The sequence below is a fragment of the Pseudomonas sp. LBUM1676 genome (assembly GCF_059695605.1).
Genome location: NZ_CP166777.1, coordinates 1,704,122 through 1,727,110, shown reverse-complemented (window position 1 = coordinate 1,727,110; position 22,989 = coordinate 1,704,122). Strand labels below are relative to the sequence as shown.

The 22,989-nt window shown below is 60.8% G+C and carries 23 protein-coding genes; 13 read left to right on the top strand and 10 right to left on the bottom strand.

The genetic code is table 11. From position 1 onward, the window contains the following. The first annotated feature begins 60 nt into the window (after window positions 1-60). Window positions 61-1,059, top strand: coding sequence for a YeiH family protein (locus ACA041_RS08070; RefSeq protein ID WP_497440637.1), 999 nt, complete (start codon window positions 61-63; stop codon window positions 1,057-1,059). Window positions 1,060-1,181: 122 nt separating this feature from the next. Further along, window positions 1,182-2,507: a prephenate-dependent tRNA uridine(34) hydroxylase TrhP gene (gene trhP / locus ACA041_RS08065; protein ID WP_497440636.1), complete on the top strand. Its 1,326-nt coding sequence runs from the start codon at window positions 1,182-1,184 to the stop codon at window positions 2,505-2,507. 102 nt (window positions 2,508-2,609) lie between these two features. Here trhP and ACA041_RS08060 read toward each other — a convergent pair whose 3' ends face one another. After that, window positions 2,610-3,473 (bottom strand): LysR substrate-binding domain-containing protein, encoded by an 864-nt coding sequence (locus tag ACA041_RS08060; RefSeq protein ID WP_497440635.1) that lies wholly within the window; start codon window positions 3,471-3,473, stop codon window positions 2,610-2,612. Window positions 3,474-3,569: 96 nt separating this feature from the next. Between ACA041_RS08060 and ACA041_RS08055 the strand changes: the two genes are divergently transcribed. Then, on the top strand, window positions 3,570-4,481 hold the full coding sequence (locus ACA041_RS08055; RefSeq protein WP_497440634.1) for a DMT family transporter: 912 nt from the start codon (window positions 3,570-3,572) through the stop codon (window positions 4,479-4,481). 183 nt (window positions 4,482-4,664) lie between these two features. On the opposite strand, the gene ACA041_RS08050 is transcribed toward ACA041_RS08055, so the two are convergent. Then, entirely contained in the window at window positions 4,665-4,895 is a 231-nt protein-coding gene (locus ACA041_RS08050) for a hypothetical protein (RefSeq protein ID WP_497440633.1), read from the bottom strand. A gap of 198 nt (window positions 4,896-5,093) precedes the next feature. Between ACA041_RS08050 and ampC the strand changes: the two genes are divergently transcribed. The 3 genes from ampC to ACA041_RS08035 all read left to right on the top strand — a co-directional run bounded on the left by ampC (window position 5,094) and on the right by ACA041_RS08035 (window position 8,658). Continuing rightward, window positions 5,094-6,248 carry a class C beta-lactamase gene (gene ampC, locus ACA041_RS08045; RefSeq protein ID WP_497440632.1) on the top strand — a complete coding sequence of 385 codons (1,155 nt, stop codon included), beginning with the start codon at window positions 5,094-5,096 and terminating at the stop codon, window positions 6,246-6,248. A gap of 177 nt (window positions 6,249-6,425) precedes the next feature. Beyond that, window positions 6,426-7,199 carry an ABC transporter substrate-binding protein gene (locus tag ACA041_RS08040; protein ID WP_497440631.1) on the top strand — a complete coding sequence of 258 codons (774 nt, stop codon included), beginning with the start codon at window positions 6,426-6,428 and terminating at the stop codon, window positions 7,197-7,199. A 25-nt stretch (window positions 7,200-7,224) separates the two neighbouring features. Beyond that, window positions 7,225-8,658: an N-acyl-D-amino-acid deacylase family protein gene (locus ACA041_RS08035; RefSeq protein WP_497440630.1), complete on the top strand. Its 1,434-nt coding sequence runs from the start codon at window positions 7,225-7,227 to the stop codon at window positions 8,656-8,658. Window positions 8,659-8,960: 302 nt separating this feature from the next. Here the strand turns inward: ACA041_RS08035 and ACA041_RS08030 are convergent, their stop codons facing one another. Continuing rightward, the gene (locus ACA041_RS08030; RefSeq protein ID WP_497440629.1) at window positions 8,961-9,509 is read right to left on the bottom strand and encodes a DUF4174 domain-containing protein; all 549 of its coding nucleotides are present in this window, start codon (window positions 9,507-9,509) and stop codon (window positions 8,961-8,963) included. A gap of 231 nt (window positions 9,510-9,740) precedes the next feature. On the opposite strand from ACA041_RS08030, the gene ACA041_RS08025 reads away from it, so the two are divergent. After that, on the top strand, window positions 9,741-10,208 hold the full coding sequence (locus ACA041_RS08025) for a GNAT family N-acetyltransferase (protein WP_497440628.1): 468 nt from the start codon (window positions 9,741-9,743) through the stop codon (window positions 10,206-10,208). Between the two features lie 46 nt (window positions 10,209-10,254). Continuing rightward, window positions 10,255-10,623, top strand: a complete 369-nt coding sequence (locus ACA041_RS08020) for a VOC family protein (protein ID WP_497440627.1) — start codon at window positions 10,255-10,257, stop codon at window positions 10,621-10,623. Between the two features lie 19 nt (window positions 10,624-10,642). Here the strand turns inward: ACA041_RS08020 and ACA041_RS08015 are convergent, their stop codons facing one another. Beyond that, window positions 10,643-11,428: a sulfite exporter TauE/SafE family protein gene (locus ACA041_RS08015; protein WP_497440626.1), complete on the bottom strand. Its 786-nt coding sequence runs from the start codon at window positions 11,426-11,428 to the stop codon at window positions 10,643-10,645. A 127-nt stretch (window positions 11,429-11,555) separates the two neighbouring features. Further along, entirely contained in the window at window positions 11,556-12,305 is a 750-nt protein-coding gene (locus tag ACA041_RS08010) for a hypothetical protein (protein WP_497440625.1), read from the bottom strand. Window positions 12,306-12,481: 176 nt separating this feature from the next. On the opposite strand from ACA041_RS08010, the gene ACA041_RS08005 reads away from it, so the two are divergent. Then, complete coding sequence (locus tag ACA041_RS08005) at window positions 12,482-13,303, top strand: aldo/keto reductase (protein ID WP_497440624.1); 822 nt, start codon at window positions 12,482-12,484, stop codon at window positions 13,301-13,303. A 30-nt stretch (window positions 13,304-13,333) separates the two neighbouring features. After that, a complete protein-coding gene (locus ACA041_RS08000) occupies window positions 13,334-13,783 on the top strand; it encodes a DUF1810 domain-containing protein (protein WP_497440623.1) in 450 nt (149 codons plus the stop codon). Here ACA041_RS08000 and ACA041_RS07995 read toward each other — a convergent pair. Further along, a complete protein-coding gene (locus ACA041_RS07995) occupies window positions 13,769-16,129 on the bottom strand; it encodes a DNA polymerase II (protein WP_497440622.1) in 2,361 nt (786 codons plus the stop codon). The genes ACA041_RS08000 and ACA041_RS07995 overlap by 15 nt on opposite strands. Window positions 16,130-16,333: 204 nt before the next feature. Here ACA041_RS07995 and ACA041_RS07990 point away from each other — a divergent pair, with 204 nt between their 5' ends. After that, window positions 16,334-17,674 carry a substrate-binding domain-containing protein gene (locus tag ACA041_RS07990; protein ID WP_497440621.1) on the top strand — a complete coding sequence of 447 codons (1,341 nt, stop codon included), beginning with the start codon at window positions 16,334-16,336 and terminating at the stop codon, window positions 17,672-17,674. Between the two features lie 166 nt (window positions 17,675-17,840). Here ACA041_RS07990 and ACA041_RS07985 read toward each other — a convergent pair whose 3' ends face one another. Together ACA041_RS07985 and ACA041_RS07980 are read right to left on the bottom strand one after the other, a co-directional pair. After that, a complete protein-coding gene (locus ACA041_RS07985; protein ID WP_497440620.1) occupies window positions 17,841-18,359 on the bottom strand; it encodes an ankyrin repeat domain-containing protein in 519 nt (172 codons plus the stop codon). Between the two features lie 96 nt (window positions 18,360-18,455). Further along, entirely contained in the window at window positions 18,456-20,291 is a 1,836-nt protein-coding gene (locus tag ACA041_RS07980; protein WP_497440619.1) for a long-chain-acyl-CoA synthetase, read from the bottom strand. Between ACA041_RS07980 and ACA041_RS07975 the strand changes: the two genes are divergently transcribed. Together ACA041_RS07975 and ACA041_RS07970 are read left to right on the top strand one after the other, a co-directional pair. Further along, entirely contained in the window at window positions 20,290-20,559 is a 270-nt protein-coding gene (locus ACA041_RS07975; RefSeq protein WP_497440618.1) for a hypothetical protein, read from the top strand. The genes ACA041_RS07980 and ACA041_RS07975 overlap by 2 nt on opposite strands. A gap of 75 nt (window positions 20,560-20,634) precedes the next feature. Beyond that, window positions 20,635-20,913, top strand: a complete 279-nt coding sequence (locus tag ACA041_RS07970; protein ID WP_017339634.1) for a DUF3509 domain-containing protein — start codon at window positions 20,635-20,637, stop codon at window positions 20,911-20,913. 184 nt (window positions 20,914-21,097) lie between these two features. On the opposite strand, the gene ACA041_RS07965 is transcribed toward ACA041_RS07970, so the two are convergent. Both ACA041_RS07965 and ACA041_RS07960 read right to left on the bottom strand, forming a co-directional pair. Further along, window positions 21,098-21,643, bottom strand: coding sequence for a 1,2-dihydroxy-3-keto-5-methylthiopentene dioxygenase (locus ACA041_RS07965; RefSeq protein WP_497440617.1), 546 nt, complete (start codon window positions 21,641-21,643; stop codon window positions 21,098-21,100). A gap of 31 nt (window positions 21,644-21,674) precedes the next feature. Beyond that, window positions 21,675-22,826 (bottom strand): MFS transporter, encoded by a 1,152-nt coding sequence (locus ACA041_RS07960; protein WP_497440616.1) that lies wholly within the window; start codon window positions 22,824-22,826, stop codon window positions 21,675-21,677. Window positions 22,827-22,989 lie beyond the last annotated feature (163 nt).

Here is a 22,989-nt window from a genome sequence, read left to right as displayed (position 1 = left end):
CTCATTCCCTTCTATCTGCCCATACCCTGAGTCCATTCGCAAGCTCGAAAGGATAATTTCATGTGGCAGGGTCTGGTTTTATGCGCGGTGCTCACCGCCGCCGGTTATGTGCTCAAGCAGCTCCCCATGCTGGCCAACAGTGGTTTCAGCGCCCTGGTGTTCGCCTTGTTGCTGGGGCTGCTGGTGGGCAATCTGCCGCTGGCCAACCACATGCAGTCTGCGCAGCCGGGGTTGCGCTTTTCCATGCGCTGGCTATTGCGCGGCGGGATTGTCCTGTTCGGCCTGTCGCTGACCTTGCAACAGATCTTTGCCCTTGGCCCGGCGGTTCTGCTACTGGACATGTCAGTGATCACCACGGTGCTGGTGGCGGGTTACCTGTTCGGCACCCGCGTGCTCAAACTGGACCGGGAAACCACCCTCCTGACCTGCGCAGGCAGCGCCATTTGCGGCGCCGCCGCTGTATTGGCGGCAGAGGCGACGATTCGTTCCCGTCCGGCGGCCACCTCGATGGCGGTGGCCACGGTGGTGTTGTTCGGCAGTCTTTCGATGCTGGTTTATCCCCTGCTCTATCCACTGACCGGCCTGAATGAAAGCACCTTCGGCATCTACATTGGCGCGACGGTGCATGAGGTCGCGCAAGTGGTGGCCGCAGGGGATGCCGTCGGCCCGCATGCGCTGGCCAACGCGGTCATCGTAAAGCTGGTGCGGGTGATGTTGCTGATTCCCTTCCTGCTGATCCTCAGCCAGTGGTGGAACCTGCGCCGGGCCGAGGCGCAGAAAACCAAAGGTGGAATCGTGATCCCCTGGTTCGCCTTCGGCTTTCTGGCACTGGTCATTTTCAACAGCTTTGTCACCTTGCCGGCCGACCTGCACCACGCCCTGGTGTTGATCGGGCAGATAGCACTGGCCATGTCGATGGCCGCGCTGGGTTATGAAACCCGCCTGGAAAAATTGACCGCCCTGGGTATCAAACCCTTTGTTCTCGCGTTGTTCCTTTTCATCCTGCTGATGGGCGGGGGGTTACTGTCAGTGCACTTGTTGCCGACGGGACTGACGTAACAAATGATCACGGGAAACCGTTCGTGCGAGTGCCATCGGTTTGTTCATCAAGCATAGATCCAGATCAATGAATCCCGCAGGCAAGCCGATTACCCTCGTCGACTTTTGCGATCGGCACCTCAATGAACCTTGTACCCCCTGAACTGCTGGCGCCCGCCGGCACCCTGAAAAACATGCGCTATGCCTTCGCCTACGGCGCCGATGCGGTGTACGCCGGCCAGCCGCGCTACAGCCTGCGGGTGCGCAACAACGAATTCGATCATGCCAACCTGGCCCTCGGCATCAGCGAGGCGCAGGCCCAGGGCAAGCGCTTCTATGTGGTGGTGAACATCGCCCCGCACAACGCCAAGCTGAAAACCTTTCTCAAGGATTTGCAGCCGGTGATTGCCATGGCGCCGGACGCGCTGATCATGTCCGACCCGGGCTTGATCATGCTGGTGCGCCGACACTTCCCGCAGATGCCGATCCACCTGTCGGTGCAGGCCAACACGGTGAACTGGGCGAGTGTCGAGTTCTGGCAGCAACAAGGCTTGAGCCGGATAATCCTGTCGCGGGAGCTGTCCCTGGAAGAAATCGCCGAAATCCGTCAGCAGGTCCCGGCCATGGAGCTGGAGGTGTTTGTCCATGGCGCGTTGTGCATGGCCTATTCCGGCCGCTGCCTGCTGTCCGGTTACATGAACAAGCGCGACGCCAACCAGGGCAGCTGCACCAATGCCTGTCGCTGGAAATACTCGGCGCAGCAGGCCACGGAAAATCAACTGGGCGAGATCGTCCAGACCTGCCAGCCCGAACCGACCCTGGGTCTCGGCGCGCCGACCGATCAGGTGTTCCTGTTGCAGGAAGCCAACCGACCGGACGAACTGATGCCGGCCTTCGAGGACGAGCACGGCACCTACATCATGAACGCCAAGGACTTGCGCGCCGTGCAGCATGTCGAGCGCCTGACCCGGATGGGCGTGCACTCATTGAAAATCGAAGGCCGGACCAAATCCCACTTCTATTGTGCGCGGACCACCCAGGTCTACCGCCGGGCCATCGACGATGCGGTGGCCGGTCGCGAATTCGATCGCAGCCTGATGACGGATCTGGAATCCCTCGCCCAGCGCGGCTACACCGAAGGTTTCCTGCGACGGCATGTGCATGACGAATACCAGAATTACCAACACGGCAGTTCGGTGTCGGAGCGGCAACAGTTTGTCGGCGAGTTGACCGGCGAGCGGCGGGACCGGCTGGCGGAAATCAAGGTGAAGAATCGTTTTGGCCTGGGTGACCACATGGAACTGATGACGCCCAAGGGCAACTTCCATTTCGACCTGCACCAGCTGCAGAACGCCAAGGGCCAGCCGATCGAAGTGGCGCCGGGGGATGGTCATACGGTGTATGTGCCGATTCCCGATGCGGTGGATTTGCAGTTCGGGTTGTTGATGCGGGATGTCAGCGAGCGCTGAACCTCATGTGGGAGCGGGCTTGCTCGCGAAGGCGGCGTGTCAGTCGACTTCAACGCTGCCTGATACACCGCATTCGCGGGCAAGCCCGCTCCTACAGGGGGGTCAGGTGAACTCCTCGCGCAACATCGCCACAAACGCCTCTCGCGCCGGATGAACCCCGGCGTTTTCATGCCAGTAGAACAGGTTGTCGATAGCCGTCAGGTCGGGGAATTCATAGCCGGCGCAACCGGCGCCTTTGGCGAACTGGTCGAAAACGCCTTTGGGCACCAGCGCCACACCGGCCCCGGCGCTGACGCAGCCGACGATCGCGCCGTAACTGGCCAGGCTGACAATCGGCAACGCCTGTCCCTGGCGCAACAACCATTGCTCCAGTGCCGCGCGGTAGGGACAGCCTTGCGGCCACATGAACACGGTCTTGTCCTGCAGATCGGCGATATCACGCACCGGCCCCAGGGACGTCGAGGCAATCAGCAGCAGCTGCTCGCGGTACATCGGCGTGCGCTTGAGTTGCGAGCGCTCGACATCCACCGCGACGATCGCGCCGTCGAGCCGGTGGTTGAAAGTGTCATCGAGCAGCTGGCTCCAGGGACCTGTGGTCAGTTCCAGCGCCACCTTGGGGAACCGCTTGTGGAACTTGGCCAGCAAGCGTGGCAAGCGACCGGTGGCCGAGGACTCAATGGCACCGATGCGCAACGGACCGGACGGCTCCGCGGCGGGATCGAGCGCGCGCTTGGCCTCAGCGGCGAGCGCGAGCATCTTCGCGGCATAGGCGAGGAAGGTCTGCCCCGACGGGCTGATCTGCAATCCCCGGCCCTCGCGCAGGAACAGCGCGACACCCAACTCCGCCTCCAGCGCCTTGATCCGCGCCGTGATGTTCGACGGCACGCAATGCAACAGCTCGGCGGCGCGGGCAATGCTGCCGACGTCGGCGACGGTTTTGAACATGCGAATCTGCGCCAGCTCCATACATCACCCAAAGTGAACAGTTAGCACAGTATAAGTCAGTTGTGGTGAATGGTTCGAATTCTGATACTCGGTGCACAGGCCCACAGGTATCCGACCATGCAAGCGCTCACAGCCGTCTCCCCCTCCCCCGTCAAGATCGTGCTGGCGATGGCGTTCGTCGTCGCCTGCTGGGGGTATTCCCCGACGGGTATTCACTTTGGCTTGCAAGCCTATGAGCCTGGCCATCTGGCGTTGCTGCGGTTTCTGCTGGCCTCGGCATTCATGGGCGTAGTCGCACTGATCAGAGGCATCCGCCTGCCGAGCCTTGGTGATCTGCCGCTGCTGCTGGCCCTGGGTTTCTTTGCGGTCAGCCTGCATCACGTAGCGTTGAATTTCGGTCAGCAAGGTGTCAGCGCCGGCGCGTCCAGTGTGTTGGCGCAATCGACGCCCTTGTTCAGCACGATGCTGGCGCGCTTCGTGTTCAAGGACCGGGTGAGTGCCTGGCGCTGGAGCTGTGTTGTTCTGGGTTTGTTCGGCGTGGTGATTGTGGTCGCTGGCGATCACGGACTGGGCAGCATTGATGGCCACGGTTTGCTGATCTTGCTGGCGGCGCTGTCCTGGAGCTTTTACTTTGCCCTGCAGAAGCATCATGCCCGGCGCTACGACGGGTTGACGCTGGTGTGTTACACGGTCTGGTTCGGGACGCTGTTGCTATTGGTCTATCTACCGGGGCTGGCAGGCCAGGTGGCCGCAGCGCCGGTGGATGTGCAGTGGGCGGTGATCGGCTTGAGCGTTTTTCCGAGCGCGCTGGCGTATCTGGCCTGGGCTTATGTGCTGGCTCATGTGGATTTGAGCCGGGCGACGATGACCTTGTATCTGATTCCGCCGACGGCCATGGGCATTGCGTCTTTTGCCTTGGGCGAGCGGCCGACGTTGATGGTCGTCGTGGGTTCGGCGATTGTGCTGGTCAGTGTGTTGGCGTTGAATCTGGAGCGGCGGGGGGTGGTGATTCAAGGGGCCAGTGTCTGATCGTTTAGCTGGGGTGATTCGTCTGGCGCCTTCGCGAGCAGGCTCGCTCCCACAATGAATCTGCGTCATACACAAAATTTGCGTGCACTGGAGATTTAATGTGGGAGCGAGCCTGCTCGCGAAGAACGATAACGCGGTAAATCTGCCGCCCACAAAAAACCCGGCATACTGGCCGGGTTCTGGTTATCGCCTGTCATCGGACAGCGGAGTGGGCTCATCCGCAGGCGGCACGTCTTCATCCGCTGTCGGGTCCATCCAGTCTTCAGGTCGATCAGCGTCCGCGCCGGTCGGATCCCGGGTCGGGTCCATCCCCGGTGGAGCATCCTGATCCATGCTTGGCTCATCGGTGCCGGGCATGGGTCTGGTAGGGTCGGTGTCGGGTGTTCCACCCTGGAACATGGAATCGTTAGCCATGACGCACCTCACAGATGAGGTCCAGCAAATCTGGGCCGTACTGGTTGGAAGCGCGGCGAGGGACGAGGTGCTATCGGGTAGACAGACGGTGAGGCATTCGCGAGCAGGCTCGTTCCCCGCCGATCTGTAACACGAATTCAAAAACCGCTCGCAGAGAAGCGGTTAACATTATTGAAACCCATGGAAAGTGTCTCAGTCATGCTAAAAAAACACCTGCACAAGCTCACGTCCTACAGTGCATTCGTACTTTTCCTCGGCGCCAGTCACTGCATGGCAGACGACCGTATCGAATCCATCGTCAACGCCGCCATCGAACCACTGATGCAGCAACAACAGATCCCCGGAGTCGCGGTCGCAATCACCGTCAACGGCCAGCCGCATTACTTTAACTACGGTGTGGCCTCGAAAGACAACGGCAAAGCTGTCACTGAAGACACCCTGTTCGAGATCGGCTCGGTGAGCAAGACCTTCACTGCCACCCTCGCCGCCTACGCCCAGGCGACAGGCAAACTGTCCCTGTCAGACAAGGCCAGCAACGTCCTGCCCGAGCTGCGCGGCAGTGCGTTCGATCACATCAGCCTATTGCAACTGGGCACCTACAGCGCCGGCGGCCTGCCGCTGCAATTCCCCGACGAGGCCGATGCGCCGGACAAAATGCTTGGCTATTACAAGCAGTGGAAACCGACCTACACCGCTGGCAGCCATCGCCAGTATTCCAATCCGAGCCTGGGGCTGTTTGGTTATCTGGCGGCCAAAAGCATGGGCGCGCCATTTGATGAGGTGATGGAGAAAACCCTGCTGCCGAAACTCGGGTTGCAGCACACCTTCCTCAAGGTGCCGCAGGATCAGATGGGGCTTTATGCCCAGGGGTATGACAAGGAAGACAAGCCGGTGCGGGTGGGGCCCGGGGCGCTGGATTCGGAGGCGTATGGGGTAAAGACCAGTGCGGCGGATCTGCTTCGCTATGTTCAGGTGAACATGAAACCGGCAGGCCTTGAAGCACCGCTGCAACGGGCAATCGCTACCACGCACACGGGTTATTACAAAGTCGGTGACATGACCCAGGGATTGGGTTGGGAACTCTACAGCTATCCGGTCACGCTTGATCAGTTGCTCGACGGTAACTCGACGCAGATGGTGATGGAAGCTCACAGCGTCCAGTTGCTGAACCCGCTGCAGCCTCAACCGGAAGTTGTGCTGGTCAATAAAACCGGCTCAACGGGCGGCTTCGGCGCCTATGTCGCGTACGTGCCCTCGCAGGAGATCGGCATCGTGATCCTGGCCAACAAGAACTATCCGAATGCCGAGCGAGTGAAGGTGGCGCATAGGGTATTGAGCGCACTGAGCAAATAACTGCCCCCCTCACAGCAGGGTTCAGCGGCAGTCATCAACAATGGGCGACCCCTTGAGGTCGCCCATTTTCGTTGGCGCGCCGTCATTGACGGACATGGACAAATATGTCCACTATAGACAAATACATCCACGCCGCATCCTGACGCTCCACCACCTTTGTAAAACAGGAGATCAACAATGAAAAAAACACTGTGCCTGGGCTTTGCATTGGCCGTGTGTGTCACCGGTGCCCTGGCGGAGAACAAACCGTTGCGCATCGGCATCGAAGCCGCCTATCCACCTTTCGCCTTCAAGACATCCGACGGCAGTATCGGCGGCTTCGACTACGACATCGGCAATGCCCTGTGCACTCAGATGCAGACTCAATGCATCTGGGTCGAGCAGGAGTTCGATGGCCTGATCCCTTCGCTGAAAGTGCGCAAAGTCGACGCGGTGATTTCCTCGATGCTGATCACCGAGGAGCGCAAGCGTTCGGTCACGTTCACCGACAAATACTATGCGAGCCCGGCCAGGCTGGTGATGAAGGCCGGTTCCCAGGTCGATGACGATTTCAGCCAGCTCAAGGGCAAGCGCATTGGCGTGCAGCGCGGCACGTCCCAGGATCGTTACGCCACCGACAAGCTGCAACCGCTGGGCGCGGAAATCGTTCGTTATGGCTCCCAGTCGGAAATCTATCTGGACATGCAGTCCGACCGGCTCGACGGCACCATCGCCAACGCCGCGCCTCTGCAAGAGGGCTTTCTGAAGACGCCGCAAGGCCAGGGCTTCGCCTTTGTCGGGCCGCAGTTGCGCAACAAGGAGTACTTTGGCGAAGGCACCGGTATTGCGGTCAGCAAGGGCAATACCGAGCTGGCCCAGCGTTTCAATACCGCGATCAAGGCCCTGCGCGCGGACGGCACTTACCAGCAGGTCGAGAAGAAATATTTCGATTACAACATCTATGGGGATTGAGTCCCGACACGCTGGAGCAACCTGCATGACCGTCATCGACACCCTGATCCGCAACGCCACCCTGATCGATGGCACAGGCGCACCGCCCTTTGTCGGGGATGTTGCGATCGTGGATGGCAGGATCCACGGGATTGGCAGTTTCCCCGATCTGGATGCGCAAAACGTCATTGACGGTCGCGGCAAGGTTCTCAGTCCGGGCTTCATCGATGTCCATACCCATGATGATCTGGCGCTGCTCAAGCAGCCGGCCATGCTGCCGAAAATCAGCCAGGGCGTGACCACGGTGATCGTCGGGAACTGCGGCATCAGTGCGGCCGGGGTGCGTCTTCGCGGCGAACCGCCGGACCCGATGAACCTCCTCGGCGACGCCGCCGACTTCAAATACCCGAGCTTCTCGGCCTATGCGGCGGCCATCGAAGCGGCTCGACCGGCGGTGAATGTCGCGGCATTGGTAGGGCATACCGCCTTGCGCGCGAACCATATGCAACAGTTCGACCGCCCGGCGACGGTCCACGAGCTGGGAGCCATGCGTGAAGATCTGATGGCGGCGCTCGAACAAGGCGCCTTGGGATTGAGCACAGGGCTGGCCTATCGCAATGCCTTGCAAGCGCCCACCACGGAAGTTGATTTCCTGGCGGCTACCTTGCAAGACGTCGGCGGCATTTACGTGAGTCATATTCGCTCGGAAGATGACGAAATCATCGAGGCCATAGACGAGGCCATCGAAATTGGTCGTGACGCAGGCGTGCCGGTAATCATCTCGCACCTCAAATGCGCCGGCCGCGGGAACTGGGGACGCAGCGAGGCGATCATCGGCCAGATCGACAATGCCCGGCGGCAGCATCCGGTGGGCTGTGATTGCTATCCGTATGCCGCCAGCTCGACCACCATCGACCCGCGCATCGTCGACGAAGGCTTCCGGATCCAGATCACCTGGTCGTCGCCGCACCCCGAGATGGCCGGCAAAGACCTCAAGGAGATCGCCGGGCTGTGGGACCTGTCACAGGTCGACGCCGCGCGACGGCTGGAACCGGGCGGCGCGATTTATCACGAGATGGATGAGGCCGATGTGTCGCGCATCCTCGCTTATCCGCAAACCATGATCGGCTCCGACGGCCTGCCCAACGACCCGCGTCCGCATCCCAGGCTGTGGGGCACTTTTCCTCGGGTACTGGGCCACTACAGCCGCGATCAGGGACTGTTCCCGCTGGAGGAAGCCGTGCGCAAAATGACCGGGCTGCCGGCGGAACGGTTTGGCTTGCGCGACCGCGGCCGGCTCAGCGTCGGTGCCTGTGCCGACCTCGTGTTGTTCGATGCCGGGGCTGTCCGCGACTGCGCGACGTTCGAACAACCGACGCTGCCACCAAAGGGTATTGAGGCGGTTTGGGTCAATGGGGTGTTGTCTTACCGTCAGGGCCAAAGCACTGAGGCGCGAAGCGGGCAGTTTATTCGGCGTTGATCAAACCTTTCTGGCGAAGGTATTCCTGTGGGAGCGAGCTTGCTCCGGGCGGCGATCCGACGATAGCGGTGTGACAGACGAAGAAAATGTCGAATGTTATGGCCTCATCGCGAGCAGGCTCGCTCCCACAGGGTTCGGTGGTGGTAAACAAAATGGGCGACCCCTTGAGGTCGCCCATTTTCATTGTTGTGTCTGCGATCACAACGAAGGCGGTGTGTCAGTCAGCATCGATGCCGGATGTCAGTTCGCATTCGCGAGCAGGCTCGCTCCCACAGGTCAGTCACCTGCCCTTCTGCGCAGATTCAATCGTTCGGCATTTCAGGCGGCTTGGCGGGCTTGGCGGGCTTGGCCGGTTTTGTCCCCTTGGCGCCCTTGGCCGGTGCGGCTTCGGTCACCGGCGGTGGCGTCGGCACCGTGGCTTCTTTCTCTGTCGGGGGCAATTCGTCGATGGTTTTGAATATCGCCTGCAGGTCGACCGCATCCGACTGTTCCAGCTTCTTTTCGCCGTCCTTGCCGACCAGAATCACCTTGGTCTTCGCGCCGGCCCCCAACTTGAGCGAGCGGATCAATGCCGCCGTGTCTTGTGGCCCCAGATCCTTGCCCTCGCGCTGGCCCATCAGATTGAGCACGGTGTACAAAACCATGTTTCGCTCGGTAAAACCCTGGCGATTGGCCGGCTCATCCAGCGCCTTTTTCAGGCTGACCCAAGTAGGATCGACCGTGCTCGGAGCAATGACGATCAATGGCCGGGCCCTGCCCTTGTCCATATCCAGCGGTGAGTCGCCATCGGCGGCGAACAAGGTACCGGCGAAAGCCAGCAGGGTAGCCAGGGTCAATGACCTGATGAGCATGCGCATCTCCTTTTGATATCCACGCTCTAATGATTGCGCATCGCGGCGTTCGTTCCGGGGACGCTTCGCAATTATATTCCGCCCTGACCCAAGCTTAGGTCAGGGCAGTTATTGCGCAACAGATCATGGAGGATCGAACGTGGATTTGATCAGCCCTTGCGAGCGCTTTATTGTGGTTCACCAGTGCGACGACTAAATCGTCCGCGCCAGGCGAAGGAGCTTCAATTCAACATGGAAATCGATTACCTCTGCAACCACCCCGCCCTGATCCCGGAATTGGCCGAGCTGAATTTCAAGGAATGGGGTCAATTCAGACCCGGCGACACCCTCCAGGCAAGAACCGAACGTATGCGCGCTGCATGCGGCAAAGGTGCCGTGCCCACCGTGCTGGTCGCCCTCGATGGTACGCAACTGCTCGGCGGAGCCCTGCTGATCGAGAGCGATCTGGAATCACGGCCCGAACTGACGCCCTGGCTGGCAGGCGTTTATGTCAAGGCCGAGCATCGTGGTCGGGGCATCGCCTCCGGGCTGGTGTCGCGTATCGTCGAGGAGGCGGCGACACTCGCCATACCCAGGCTTTTTCTATACACCGACTCGGCCCAGTCGCTCTACGCCAGACTGGGTTGGGAGGTCGTGGAGCGCCTGGACGACAACGGGCTCGAGGTCACAGTGATGGCACGCAATACGTCGAAGGTTTAAAGCAACAGTGCTTAACTCATGGGAGAGATCCAAGGAGGCTCCTCCCATGAGCACTCAGCTGAACCACACCATCGTCTGGTGCCGGGACAAGCAGACGTCGGCCAACTACCTGGCAGACATCCTCGGCCTGCCCGCTCCCGAACCCTTCGGGCCGATGTTGATCGTCAAACTCGACAACGGCGTGTCGCTGGATTTCTACAACAACGACCCGCCGATTGCTTCCCAGCACTATGCGTTTTTGATCGGTGATGAGGATTTCGACGCGGCCTTCGCCCGGCTGCAGGCGCGAAAGCAGGCCTGGTGGGCCGATCCTGGCAAGCAGCGACCGAACGAAATCAGTGACTTCGGCGGTGGCCGGCGGGTTTACTTCGATGACCCGGACGGGCACCTGCTGGAGATTTTCACCCGGGAGTGATTGCAGCCTGCGGCGAACATCAGAACGCCAGTTTGTAGCCGATCAACACCAGCATCGTGGCCAGGCAAGGACGCAGCACTTCATCGGAGATGCGACCCGTCAGGTGACTGCCCAGGTAAATGCCTGGCAGCGATCCGACCAGCAAATAGCCCAGCACGTGCCAGTCCATGTTGCCCATGCTCGCGTGGCCGAGACCGGCGACCAGGGTCAGCGGGACGGCGTGTGCGATTTCCGTGCCCACCAGGCGGCGGGTTGGCAGCAGCGGATAAAGGATGAAGAGCGCCACGGTACCCAGGGCGCCAGCGCCGATGGAGGTCAGGGCCACCATGGTGCCGAGCACCAGGCCGGTGATCACGGTCAGCCCATTGAGGCGTGAGCCGCTGGGGTTGTAGTGGCCGCCCGCGCGTTTGTGAGCGAAATCGAGCAAGCGTTTCTTGAAGAAGATCGCCAGTGCCGTGGCGAACAGGACAAAGCCCAAGGCCTGTTTAATCACGGCGTTCATGGCATCGGGGGATGCCTGCAGGGTACTCAGGAACCACAGCGTCATCAACACCGCCGGCACACTGCCGAGGGTCAGCCAGCCGGTGATTGACCAATCGATGTTGTTGTTCTTTTTATGAACCAGAACGCCGCTGGATTTGGTGATGGCGGCGTACAGGAGATCCGTGCCCACCGCCGTCGCCGGATTGACACCGAACCACAGCAGGATCGGCGTCATCAATGAGCCGCCGCCGACGCCGGTCATGCCGACGATGAAACCCACCACCAAACCTGCAACAACCAACCCGAAGTTAACGAAATCCATTAACACGCCCACAAAAATCGCATGAAAAATCTGGCCCGCAGCATAGCGATTTTTCTTATAACCACTTATATCGATGCGGTCTATCGTTATGCCTTATTTCCAGAACACCACACCGCACTGAGGGAGATCACTGCACGGGCAGGAAATTGAGGAACAGCAGGCTCTGGGCGTAGTTCAGGCCGATCCGGCGGTAACGCTCATCGAGCATCTGGGTCAGCAGGTCCAGCCGGGCGACGACCTTGCCGAATTCCACAGCAAAACTCAGGTTGCTGCCCTCCTCCGAGATCTCGTTGGAGAACAGCAAGGGCTCGCCCTGCTTGTTTTGCCGTTGGCTGAGGATCCAGGTGGCTTTCTCGATGTTGCGTGCGGCGTTATTGACGAAGGTCGGGTTGATCGCATCGGTCATGTAGAACTCGAGACGATTGCCATGGGCGGTGACCAGCATGCTGCCGATGGCATAGATGAAGGCTCCGACCCGATCGCCGAGGAACTCCGGGCTCATGGCATAGCTCAGCGCCGCCAGGTCTTTTTTACCCCCAAGGGTGGGTAGCGGCTGCTGCATTTCGATGGCCATGCGCACCTGTTGTCCGGCGGTGCGGGCGTCGAGGAAGCCGGATTTCTTCAATTCCTCGGGGTTGCGCAGGTAGAGCTTGCTCATGAGCAGATAGAGGCTGTCGAGGTTGTCGCGCATCGCCAGGGTGGCCATGCGGTCGACGCTGGTCTGGAGGAATTCCTGGGGCTTGCCTTCGCGGAACTGGTCGATGATGTCGCCGCCTTGCTGCCCGCTGCAGCCGGTGAAACACAGCATCGACAGACAGGCCAACAGCAGGCTGGTACGGCGGATTTGCAGGGTGATTAGGGGTAACACTCGGACCATGGGTGCTTGAACTTGGACATGGGCTTGCGGTGGGGATCGCCGCAGGCTGGCCATGGATAGAACCGGGAATCAGGAAAAAGTGCAGTACCGATGGTCCGTAATCACTGGTTAACGGAACCACCGGGGTATTCTGCTGCCAACCGAAGAGTCCTTGAGTAATAAAAAAGGAGAATTTCATGCGCACCCTCGAACTGGTAGGCGTCAAGGTACCGGTCATCGGCCAGGGCACCTGGCGCATGGGTGAGGATCCCACGCAAAACAGCCAGGAAGTCGCGGCATTGCGCCAGGGCATCGAATTGGGCATGACCCTGATCGACACCGCTGAAATGTATGCCGAGGGTGGCGCCGAGCTGGTGGTGGGCCAAGCCATTGCAGGTAGGCGCGACAAGGTCTTTTTGGTCAGCAAGGTCTACCCGCACAACGCCAGCCGCAAAGGCATTCCCCAGGCCTGCGAGCGCAGCCTGCGGCGGTTGCAGACCGACTACGTCGATTTATACCTGCTGCACTGGCGCGGGCAATATCCCCTGGAGGAAACCGTCGAAGCCTTCGAACGCCTGCGCGAGGAAGGCAAGATCGGCCGTTGGGGCGTGTCCAATTTCGACCTGGATGACCTGCACGAGTTGGCCGCGCCGGCGTGCGCCACGAATCAAGTGCTCTACAACCTGGAAGAACGCGGCATAGAATTTGACCTGTTGCCCTGGTGCCAGCAGCATCGCCTGCCGGTCATGGCCTACTGTCCGATCGGCCAGGGTGGGCAGCTGCTGACCCACCCGACGCTCAAGCGGGTTGCAGCACATCACGACACGACGCCGGCGCAGGTGGCGCTGGCCTGGATTCTGCGTCAGGACGAGGTGATCGCCATCCCCAAGGCGGTCAGCCCTGAACATGTGCGACTGAATGCGCAAGCCGCGCAGGTGCGGCTTGAAGCCGGGGATCTGGAGGCGCTGGACCATGCGTTTCACGCGCCACAACGAAAGCAGCGACTGGCCATGGTCTGAGTCATCGCGGTTGTGTCAGAGGGTTTGCGCATGAGAAGCACCGATCCACTCGACAGGTTCAACCTGCAACGCTTCATTCAGGCGCAGAACCCGGTGTTCGATCGGGTTCAGGATGAGCTCGGTGAGGGCCACAAGCGCAGCCACTGGATGTGGTTCATCTTTCCGCAGTTCACCGGACTTGGCGACAGTGAGATGTCCCGTCATTTCGCGATTCGATCCGCGGCGGAAGCGCAGGCCTACCTCCAACACCCCGTGTTGAGCACACGCCTGCGTACCTGCACGCAATTGGTCCTGGACATCGAGCAGCGCCCGATCGCGGCGATTTTCGGCCATCCCGACGACCTCAAGTTTCATTCCTCGATGACCTTGTTCGCCCAGTTCGCCACCGATGACGATCTGTTCAGTCGAGCCCTGGATCAGTATTTCCACGGCATTCCCGAGGCGTGGACGCTGACCCTGCTGGACTCAAAACAGGCCTAGCTGCCCGCCGATCAGGGTAGAAAAATCGTCGTCGACGAAGGGCAGGATCGCATCCGCCACCGGCTGCAGTTGCCGGGTGACGTAGTGGTCGTAATCGATGGGGGCGCTGCGGATTTCCAGCGGCTCGGGCCCGGCGACGGTGATCACGTAGCTGATCCAGCCACCGTTCTGGTACTGCCGCGGTCGCCCCTGGCGGTCGTTGTAGTCATCGGCGATACGCGCCGCACGCACATGGGGCGGCACGTTGCGTTGGTAGTCGTCAAGGGGGCGGCGCAGGCGCTTGCGGTAGATCAGGCGTTCATCGAACTCACCGGCCAGGGTCTTGCGCACGTAGTCGCGCACGTAATCCTGATAGGGCTTGCGATTGAAGATGCGCAGGTACAGCTCCTGCTGGAACTGCCGGGCCAGCGGCGACCAGTCGGTGCGCACGGTTTCCAGGCCTTTGTAGACCATTTCATCGGTGCCGTCGGCACGGGTCACAAGCCCCGCATAGCGCTTCTTGCTGCCCTCCTCGGCACCGCGGATGGTCGGCATCAGGAAGCGTTTGTAGTGGGTCTCGAACTGCAATTCCAGGGCGCTTTGCAGGCCATATTCCTGCCGCACATGTTCGCGCCACCACTGATTGACGTGGTCCACCAGGGCGCGGCCGATCAGGGCCGCTTCCTCCTGACCGTGGGCACGGCGCAGCCAGACGAAGGTCGAGTCGGTGTCGCCATAGATCACCGTGTGGCCCTGGGTTTCGATCAACTGGCGGGTGCGCAGCATGATTTCATGGCCGCGCAGGGTGATGGACGATGCCAGGCGTGTATCGAAGAAGCGGCACCCACTGGAACCGAGCACGCCATAGAAGGCGTTCATGATGATCTTCAAGGCCTGGGACAGCGGCGCATTGTGTTCACGCTTGGCGGTTTCCCGGCCTTCGGCGACACGGGCGACGATGGCCGGCAGGCAATGCCGGGTCCTGGAAAAACGTGCGCCGCGAAAACCTGGTACCGACTCGCTGTCGGCGGGATGCCTGAGGCCCTCGATCAGGCCCACCGGGTCGATGAGGAAGGTACGGATGATCGACGGATAGAGGCTTTTGTAGTCCAGCACCAGCACCGACTCGTATAGCCCCGGTTGCGAGTCCATGACGAAACCGCCGGGACTGGCCTGCGCAGGCTTGGTCCCCAGGTTCGGCGCGACGAACCCCTGGCGGTGCATCAGCGGCATGTACAGGTGGGTGAACGCCGCTACCGAGCCACCGCTGCGATCCGCCGGCAAACCGGTGACGCTGGCCCGCTCCAGCAGGAAGGTCAGCAGTTCGGTCTTGGCGAAGATCCGCGTTACCAGTTCGCAGTCCTTGAGGTTGTATTTGGCCAGGGCCGGTTTGTCCTCGGCGAACATGCGGTTGATTTCGTCCATGCGCTGGTACGGGGTGCTGATCGCCTTGCCTTCGCCGAGCAGGGTTTGCGCGACGTTTTCCAGGCTGAACGAGGGAAAGCTCCAGGTCGCCGAGCGCAGGGATTCGATGCCGTCGATGATCAATCGCCCGGCGGCCGAGGCAAAGTAATGGTTACCGCTGCCGTGTTCGCGCCACTGCATTTCCTCGCCGCCACGCCCCAGTTTCAGCGGCACCGCCAGTCTGCGTGCGTGCTCGTGCAGCACGCGCAGGTCGAACTGCACGACATTCCAGCCGATGATCGCGTCGGGATCATGGCGGGCGAACCAGTCATTGAGTTTCTTCAGCAGCAGGGTTCGCGAGTCACAGTATTCGAGCTGGAAATCCACCTCGCTGTCGTCGCCATTGGGCGGGCCGAGCATGTACACCTGTCGCTCGCCGCAGCCTTCCAGGGCGATGGAATACAACTCGCCTCGGGCGGTGGTTTCGATGTCCAGGGACACCAGCCTGAGCGTGGGTCGGTAGTCCGGGTCGGGTTTCATCTGCGCGTCGAGCAGCAGGCCCTCGGCCGTGGGCGTGCCGCCAAAGACCACCGGCGCCGTGATGAACCGCTCCATCATGTAGCGTTCGGGCGGGCGCACGTCGGCTTCGAACATATCGACGCCGGCCTTGCGCAGGGTGGTTTCCAGGCGCATCAGCTGACCGTGCTGCTGGCAATACAGGCCGAGCACCGGGCGATGCTCGAAATCCTGCAAGGCCAGTGGTCGCAGTTCGACGTTTTTTTCGTCGCGCAACAGCGCCTCGGCCTGCTCGCGCCGGGCCGCTGGAATGAACGCCACCGAGGGTTGATAAGGCAGGCGGATGCGCCGGGGACCGGTATCGGTCGCCAGCCAGAATTCGACTTGCGTACCGGCCGGGGTGTCGCGCCAATGCCGGGTCAGGACGAAGCCCCGCTGTAAATCCACCACTGCAACCTCAAATCCGCTTCAAGGCGCAATTCTACGCGTCATTGAAGGGATACGGCGCAGATTGATCCCAGGACCCGTACCTGCGGCAATGGCAGAGTCGATGCAGGAACGGCCGCCGGTTGCAGCCTGTTGTTCTGTCATCTTTCGGACATCTCACTGACTTATTCTCCCGGCACTTTCTTTGTCTTATAAGGTGCCGGCATGACGCTGCGCGGGTTGTTGCTGTTGGTGCTTTGCGCGAGCCTGCCGCTGGCGGCTGTGGGCGCTGATCTACCGACACCCGAACACGGCCCGGTGCTGCGCATCCAGGGTTCCAACACCATCGGCGCCGCCCTGGGCCCGGCACTGGTCGAAGGCTTGATGCGCGAGCAGGGTCTGCTCAAGGTTCACAGCGAAGCCGCGGACAACGCCAACGAACGGCGGGTGGTCGGCGAAACCGTTCAAGGGCGGCGGGTGGAGGTGGACATTGCGGCTCACGGCTCCAGCACCGGCTTCACCGCCCTGAAAACCGCCAGCGCCGATCTCGCCGCTTCCTCGCGACCGATCAAGGACAGCGAACGGCAGGCCCTGCAATCCCTTGGCGACCTGAAAGATCCCGGTGCCGAGCAGGTGATTGCCATCGATGGCCTGGCGATCATCCTGCATCCGCAAAACCCGTTGAATCAACTCGACACCGAACAACTGGCGCGCATCTTCAGCGGCGAGGCACACACCTGGGAAGACCTCGGCGGTCGCGGCGGGACGATTCATCTGTATGCACGGGATGACCAATCGGGCACCTATGACACCTTCAAGGAACTGGTGCTCGCCCGTCGTGGGAAAGTGCTGAGCAGCGCCGCGAAACGTTTCGAATCCAGCGAGCAATTGTCCGACGCGGTGAGTCGGGACCCGCAAGGCATCGGCTTCATCGGCCTGCCCTACGTGCGCCAAGCCAAAGCCGTGGCCATCGCCGACGGCCAATCCCAGGCGATGATGCCGCTCGACAACCTGATTGCCACGGAAGACTATCCACTGTCCCGTCGGCTGTTCCTGTACCTGCCGCCCACCGGGAACAATCCCTGGGCCAAAGGCTTGGCGGCGTTCGCCCAAAGCCCCAAGGGCCAGGCCATCGTCGCCGCCAATGGTTTTATCGCCCAGACCGTCCAGGCCATGGCCGTCACGCCGAATGCACTGATGCCCGAGGGCTATCAGGCGCTCAGCCGCCATGCCCAGCGGTTGTCGGTGAACTTTCGCTTCGAAGAAGGCAGTGCGACCCTGGACAACAAGGCGCGGCAAGACCTCTCAAGAGTGCTCGACTATATAAAGCAGCACGACAAGGTCAATCGGCAGGTGACGCTGGTCGGATTCGGCGATGCCAAGAGCGACCCGGCGCGGGCCGACCTGCTGTCTAAACTGCGCGCCATGGCGGTGCGCCGCGAACTGGTGAAAAGCGCTGTGGTGCTGCGCGAGGTTCGCGGTTTCGGCGCCGAGATGCCGGTGGCGGCCAACAGCGCGGACGAGGGGCGGATCAGGAATCGGCGGGTTGAGGTGTGGGTGTATTGAGAACCTGAAATTTATGACACACCTGTGGCGAGGGAGCTTGCTCCCGCTTGAGTGCGTAACACTCACAACAATCTGCGTTGTTGGCAGACTTTTTGGGGCCGCTACGCAGCCCAGCGCGAGCAAGCTCGCTCGCCACAGGTTTCAGCCTGGCTGAGGATTTTGCAGGTCAGCCGAGCAATTTCTCCAGCTGCGCCGTAGTGTCCACCGCGCCCATGGTCTTGGCCGCATCCAGCGCGGTGACGCCGTTGGCGTCCTTGGCCTTCGGATCGGCGCCCTTGCTGATCAGGTAGTCGACGATTTCGACGCGATTGAACATCGCCGCCATCATCAGCGCCGTACGGCCGTCGAAGGAGGAACCTTCCACCTGGGCGCCGCCTTCGACCAACGCCTTGACCACCCCCAGGTCACCCTTGAACGCCGCGCCGGCAATCGGGCTCTGGCCGTTGTCGTTGCGGATTTCCGGGTCGGCCTTGTGCTCGAGCAGGACTTTTACCGTCTCCACGTGGCCGTGGTAAGCGGCCAGCATCAACAAGGTATCGCCCTTGTGGTTGCGCAGGTTCGGCGGCAGGCCTTTGCTCAGCAGCGCAGCCATCATGGCCGCATCGCCCTCGCGCGCCTTGTTGAATACCTGTTCGGCAAATTCGGCGGCTTCTTCGGGGGTCATCTGGCGGCTTTGGTCTGACATCGGGGACTCCACTTTCAGTTATTCGCAAAGCCGACAGTTTCCCGAGGCGCCCCGAAGCTGTCACTTGTTTTTTCTCATGGATGGCCATAGCCCCATTTAATAACGGTACTTGCCGCTATCGATGTCAGCCAGCAACTGCTCGGTGACCTGCACGTAAGTCGCGGTTCCGGGCAGCCAGGCATAGATCGGATCATCACCGGTTTTACCCGGGTCGAACGCTTCGTCCTTGAGCCGGGTCTTCTGGTACTTGAAGGTCCCGGTGGTCTCCATCTTCACTTTCACCCGCAGGAACAAGGGCACCGCATAAGCCGGCATCTGCTCCCGGGCGAACGCCAGCAGCTCGCTGAAATCCAGGGTCGCCAGGGATTCGGCAGGCGTGATCGCAGCCATCCCGGCGCGGCCGTTGGTGTTGCGGATTTCCACGCCATAGGCCACGGCTTCGCAAATATTGGGGTGCTGCAGCAGGATGTTCTCGACCTCGGTGGTCGAGACATTCTCGCCCTTCCAGCGATAGGTATCCCCCAAACGATCAACGAACTGCGCGTGACCGAAACCGATGTTGCGCAACAGGTCGCCGGTGTTGAAATAACGGTCGCCCTTTTCGAACACATCATGCAGCACGACCTTTGCGGTCTTCTGCGGATCGGTGTAGCCGTCCAGCGGCGCCTTGTCGTCGATCTTCGCCAGCAACAAGCCCTGCTCGCCTTTGCTGACCTTGCGCATGAAGCCCTTGGCGTCCCGAATCGGCAAGCCACTGTCGTGGTCGTAGGCCGCCAGCTGCCATGACATCAGGGAAAAACCCACGGTGTTGTCGAAGTTGAGAATGTTGCTGAAGCCGATGTTGCCGTCACTGGCGGCGTAGAGTTCGCAGATGTGTTTCACGCCGAACCGTGTCTTGAATTCGCGCCACGCGCCGGGGCGCAGGCCGTTGCCGATCATCTTCGTCACCCGGTGCTGGCTGTCGTCGGCCGCGGGCGGTTGATCCACCAGGTAGCGACACAATTCGCCGACATAACCGAGGGTGGTCGCGCGGTACTGGCGCACATCGTTCCAGAACTGACTGGCGCTGAACTTGCGGCGGATGGCAAAGCCCGAGGCGCCACTGATCGCCGAGCCCCAGCACACGCAGAGCCCGGTGGCGTGATAGAGCGGCAAGGTGCAATAGACGACATCCTCGGGGCGCATATCCAGCGCAATCATGCCGAAGCTGGCTGAGCTGCGCATCCAGCGGCCGTGCTTGAACACCCCGGCCTTGGGCAACCCGGTAGTGCCCGAGGTGTAGATGTAGAAACACGGGTCGTCGAGAAAAACCTCCCGGCCGCTGGTTGGGTTATCGACGGGGCTGTCGGCACTGGCCGTTATCAGGTTGATATAACCGTCGGGCGCGGCACCCGGATGAGTGTAGGTGTCTTGATCGGCGATAAACCAGGTGTGGGCCGGATCGATCGACACCCGCTCGCGTACCGCCGAAAAGGCCACCTCCAGCTCTTCCCCGACAACAATGGCCGCGGGGGTGACCAGGTTCAGGCTATGAACGAGGGTGTCGCGGGTTTGCGAGGTATTGAGCAAGGCGCTGATCGCACCGACCTTGGCCACCGCCAGAATCGTCACCAGCAGTTCCGGGCGATTGTCGATGAACACCGCCACCACATCGCCCTTGCGAATGCCTTGGGCTATCAGGTGATGGGCGATGCGATTGGCCCATTGGTTGACTTGAGCATACGTCAGCACCACCTCGCCCTGCAGCAAGGCCGGGCCATCGGGATTGCGCAGGGTCGCCTGCTCGAAGCTCCAGCCCAGGCCACAGGGTTGGGTCGGATCCTTGACGTTTGCGGCTTTCATGCCTTTGACCACCCGGGGGATGGCTTTGGCGATGGCGGGCAGTTTGCACAGCATCATGCCCCAGGTAATCGTGTCGTTCGGCGTGCTCATGGTGCTCCCGGTCGATTTTTTTATTGTCGGGCGGCGTTTGATTGAGGCCGAAAATACGTCAGCGCTTCGAGAGCTGTACACGCGGTTTTTGAAATGTTTTGTATCCGCGGCAGCCGCGACGGAAATCGGGAGCATCCGCCGCGCAAATGGTTCCGTCGAATCGCGCACGACCACGCAAAATGCAGGATGCACGATGGGCATTCATGCAGATTGCACGAAACCACAAAATCATGACAAATATAACTTATTGATTTTAAAGGATTTTTAAAAATTCAGGTGCTGGCACAATCACTGCAACTACCTCTGCATGCTTGCCATTCAAGAGCTAACGGAGCTGATAGACATGAACCTGATCCAAGAAAAATTTTCGTCCCTGTTCTCCAACTTCGAAGTGACCACCCAGCCACGTCCTGATGGTGGCATCCTGCTGACCCTGCGCAGCACCGAAGGTAAAGTGTTCAAACGCTCGATTTCCTACCAGCAATTGCACGCTGGCGACCAGCTGTCGTGGGTGATCAGCGCGATCCGCCGTGACCTGGCCGAACAGGCCAGCGAACTGCCGCAGATCTCCATGCTGCAAAGCCAGCAACGGTTTGCCCTGCCGACTTATCACTCGGCGTAAACCGTTGCAGCGCTGTAAACGAACAGGCCGTAAGCGATTCTCGCTTCACGGCCTGAGTTGTTTGTGCAGCAGCGAGTTTGCTCGCGATGGTCTTAAAGGCGATGCGTATTCAGTGGGAGCGCGTTATCGTTGACGTCCTTCGCGAGCAAGCTTGCTCCTACAGGGGATGGAGTACGGAGCGAACTCAGTCGTCAAGCAATGGAAAACGACTGGCAATATCCTCGCCAGTGAACCGGGCTTCCCCGCCTTGCGGGCTGTTAAACAGCCGGATCGCTACGAAATGCGGCTGTTCACCCATGTCAAACCAGTGCGGCGTGCCACCCGGGACCGAAATCAGGTCGTTCTTCTCGCACAGTACCGAGTAGACATAATCACCGATATGCAGGCTGAACAAACCTCGCCCCGCAACGAAAAATCGCACGACATCCTCATCACAACAGTGTTCCTCGAGACGCTTGGTGCGCAGCTCGGCTTTTTGCGGATGATCGCTGCTGAGGCTGACCACATCGACGTTGATATAACCCTTTTCGGTCATCAGCTTGTCGATTGGCGCCTGGTACGCGCCGATGATTTCTTCCTGGCTGGCGTCGGGCTGGAGCTTCGTCGCGGCTTGCCAGCGGTCAAAGCGCACGCCCAGTTCGGCCAGGGTCGAGGCGATGTCTTCGTGATGGGTCAGTACCTTGTTCGGCAGTTCCGGACTGCTGACCGGGTAAACGGACAGGCTGCTCATGGTTGATTCCTCGGTAGTTCAGGGGCAAGGCTCATGGCCTCTCCTCGTGCATGCATGTCGCAATCATAACGGCAGCCGCGAACGCTGCGAGGCTGGCAATACTAAAGGTCAATGTGGCCCCGAGTGCGTTCCAGCTGTAACCGGAGTACAACGCGCCCAGTGCTCCGCCGGTGCCGGCCAGTGCCGCGTACAACGCCTGGCCCTGCCCTTGCTGGCGCGCGCCGAAGCTGCGTTGCACGAACTGGATGGCCGCCGCGTGAAAGCTGCCGAAGGTCGCCGCGTGCAGCACCTGGGCGAACAGCAAGACCCAGAGATAGTCGGCGAACGAACCCAGCAGCAACCAGCGCAGCGCCGCCAGCAGAAAGCTTGCCAGCAACACCCGGCGCACGGAGAACCGCGCGAGGATCTTGCTCATGACCAGGAACATCAGGACCTCGGCGACCACTCCGACCGCCCAGAGCATGCCGATCAAGCCACGGCTGTAACCGAGTCGCTCCAGGTGCAAGGTCAGGAAGGTGTAATACGGGCCGTGGCTCAACTGCATCAGCGCCACGCAAGCGTAAAACGCCAGCACCCCCGGGCTGCGCAATTGCCTGAGAAAACCGTCGCCTGCCAGTCGCTCACCCTGGACCGGTTGGGCGTTGGGCACCCACAGGCTGCTGACCACGATCCCGGCCATGATCAGCACCAGCGCCGCCGGGTAGATGTCGAGGCTGAGCCATTCGAACACCCGGCCCAGTGCGACCACGGTGATGATGAAGCCGATGGAACCCCATAGCCGGATCTGGCTGTAACGGGACGTCTGGCCCTTCAAATGCGCCAAGGTGATGACTTCGAACTGCGGCAGCACGGCGTGCCAGAAGAAGGCATGCAAGGCCATGACCATCGCCAGCCAGGCGTAGCTCTTGCTGACGAAAATCAACGAGAAGGTCAGCAAGGTGCAGACCGCGCCGAAGCGCACGATGGCCAGGCGCTGGCCGGTGTAGTCACCGAGCCAGCCCCAGATGTTCGGTGCCACGCAGCGCATCAACATCGGGATCGCCACCAGCTCGCCGATACGTGCGCTGGAAAAGCCCAGGTGATCGAAATACAGCGCCAGAAACGGCGCCGTCGAACCGAGCAAGGCGAAATAGAACAGATAGAAACTGGAGAGCCGCCAGTACGGGAGCGCCGCCACAGTCATCAGACCGCAGCGACTATGAGGCTCTGTACGACAACTGCCTGCGCGACGATCATGCTGCGTTAAAAACCGGCTCGCAATGCTCATGTAGGTGCCTACACTCCGCATGCTCGCCGGTTTTTGCCTTGCCTGATCGCCGCTCGGCGAGTTTTCGTACAGACCCTGC

Coding starts and splice junctions, on each gene's coding strand:
- ACA041_RS08035 (WP_497440630.1), top strand. CDS start 7,225: ATGACCGTCATCGACACCCTGATCCGCAACGCCACCCTGATCGATGGC.
- ACA041_RS08015 (WP_497440626.1), bottom strand. CDS start 11,428: ATGGATTTCGTTAACTTCGGGTTGGTTGTTGCAGGTTTGGTGGTGGGT.
- ACA041_RS08055 (WP_497440634.1), top strand. CDS start 3,570: ATGCAAGCGCTCACAGCCGTCTCCCCCTCCCCCGTCAAGATCGTGCTG.
- ACA041_RS08030 (WP_497440629.1), bottom strand. CDS start 9,509: ATGCTCATCAGGTCATTGACCCTGGCTACCCTGCTGGCTTTCGCCGGT.
- ACA041_RS07960 (WP_497440616.1), bottom strand. CDS start 22,826: ATGACTGTGGCGGCGCTCCCGTACTGGCGGCTCTCCAGTTTCTATCTG.
- ACA041_RS07965 (WP_497440617.1), bottom strand. CDS start 21,643: ATGAGCAGCCTGTCCGTTTACCCGGTCAGCAGTCCGGAACTGCCGAAC.
- ACA041_RS08050 (WP_497440633.1), bottom strand. CDS start 4,895: ATGGCTAACGATTCCATGTTCCAGGGTGGAACACCCGACACCGACCCT.
- ACA041_RS07985 (WP_497440620.1), bottom strand. CDS start 18,359: ATGTCAGACCAAAGCCGCCAGATGACCCCCGAAGAAGCCGCCGAATTT.
- ACA041_RS08025 (WP_497440628.1), top strand. CDS start 9,741: ATGGAAATCGATTACCTCTGCAACCACCCCGCCCTGATCCCGGAATTG.
- ACA041_RS08005 (WP_497440624.1), top strand. CDS start 12,482: ATGCGCACCCTCGAACTGGTAGGCGTCAAGGTACCGGTCATCGGCCAG.
- ampC (WP_497440632.1), top strand. CDS start 5,094: ATGCTAAAAAAACACCTGCACAAGCTCACGTCCTACAGTGCATTCGTA.
- ACA041_RS07975 (WP_497440618.1), top strand. CDS start 20,290: ATGGTGCTCCCGGTCGATTTTTTTATTGTCGGGCGGCGTTTGATTGAG.
- ACA041_RS08010 (WP_497440625.1), bottom strand. CDS start 12,305: ATGGTCCGAGTGTTACCCCTAATCACCCTGCAAATCCGCCGTACCAGC.
- ACA041_RS07970 (WP_017339634.1), top strand. CDS start 20,635: ATGAACCTGATCCAAGAAAAATTTTCGTCCCTGTTCTCCAACTTCGAA.
- ACA041_RS07980 (WP_497440619.1), bottom strand. CDS start 20,291: ATGAGCACGCCGAACGACACGATTACCTGGGGCATGATGCTGTGCAAA.
- ACA041_RS08070 (WP_497440637.1), top strand. CDS start 61: ATGTGGCAGGGTCTGGTTTTATGCGCGGTGCTCACCGCCGCCGGTTAT.
- ACA041_RS07990 (WP_497440621.1), top strand. CDS start 16,334: ATGACGCTGCGCGGGTTGTTGCTGTTGGTGCTTTGCGCGAGCCTGCCG.
- ACA041_RS08060 (WP_497440635.1), bottom strand. CDS start 3,473: ATGGAGCTGGCGCAGATTCGCATGTTCAAAACCGTCGCCGACGTCGGC.
- ACA041_RS08000 (WP_497440623.1), top strand. CDS start 13,334: ATGAGAAGCACCGATCCACTCGACAGGTTCAACCTGCAACGCTTCATT.
- trhP (WP_497440636.1), top strand. CDS start 1,182: ATGAACCTTGTACCCCCTGAACTGCTGGCGCCCGCCGGCACCCTGAAA.
- ACA041_RS08020 (WP_497440627.1), top strand. CDS start 10,255: ATGAGCACTCAGCTGAACCACACCATCGTCTGGTGCCGGGACAAGCAG.
- ACA041_RS08040 (WP_497440631.1), top strand. CDS start 6,426: ATGAAAAAAACACTGTGCCTGGGCTTTGCATTGGCCGTGTGTGTCACC.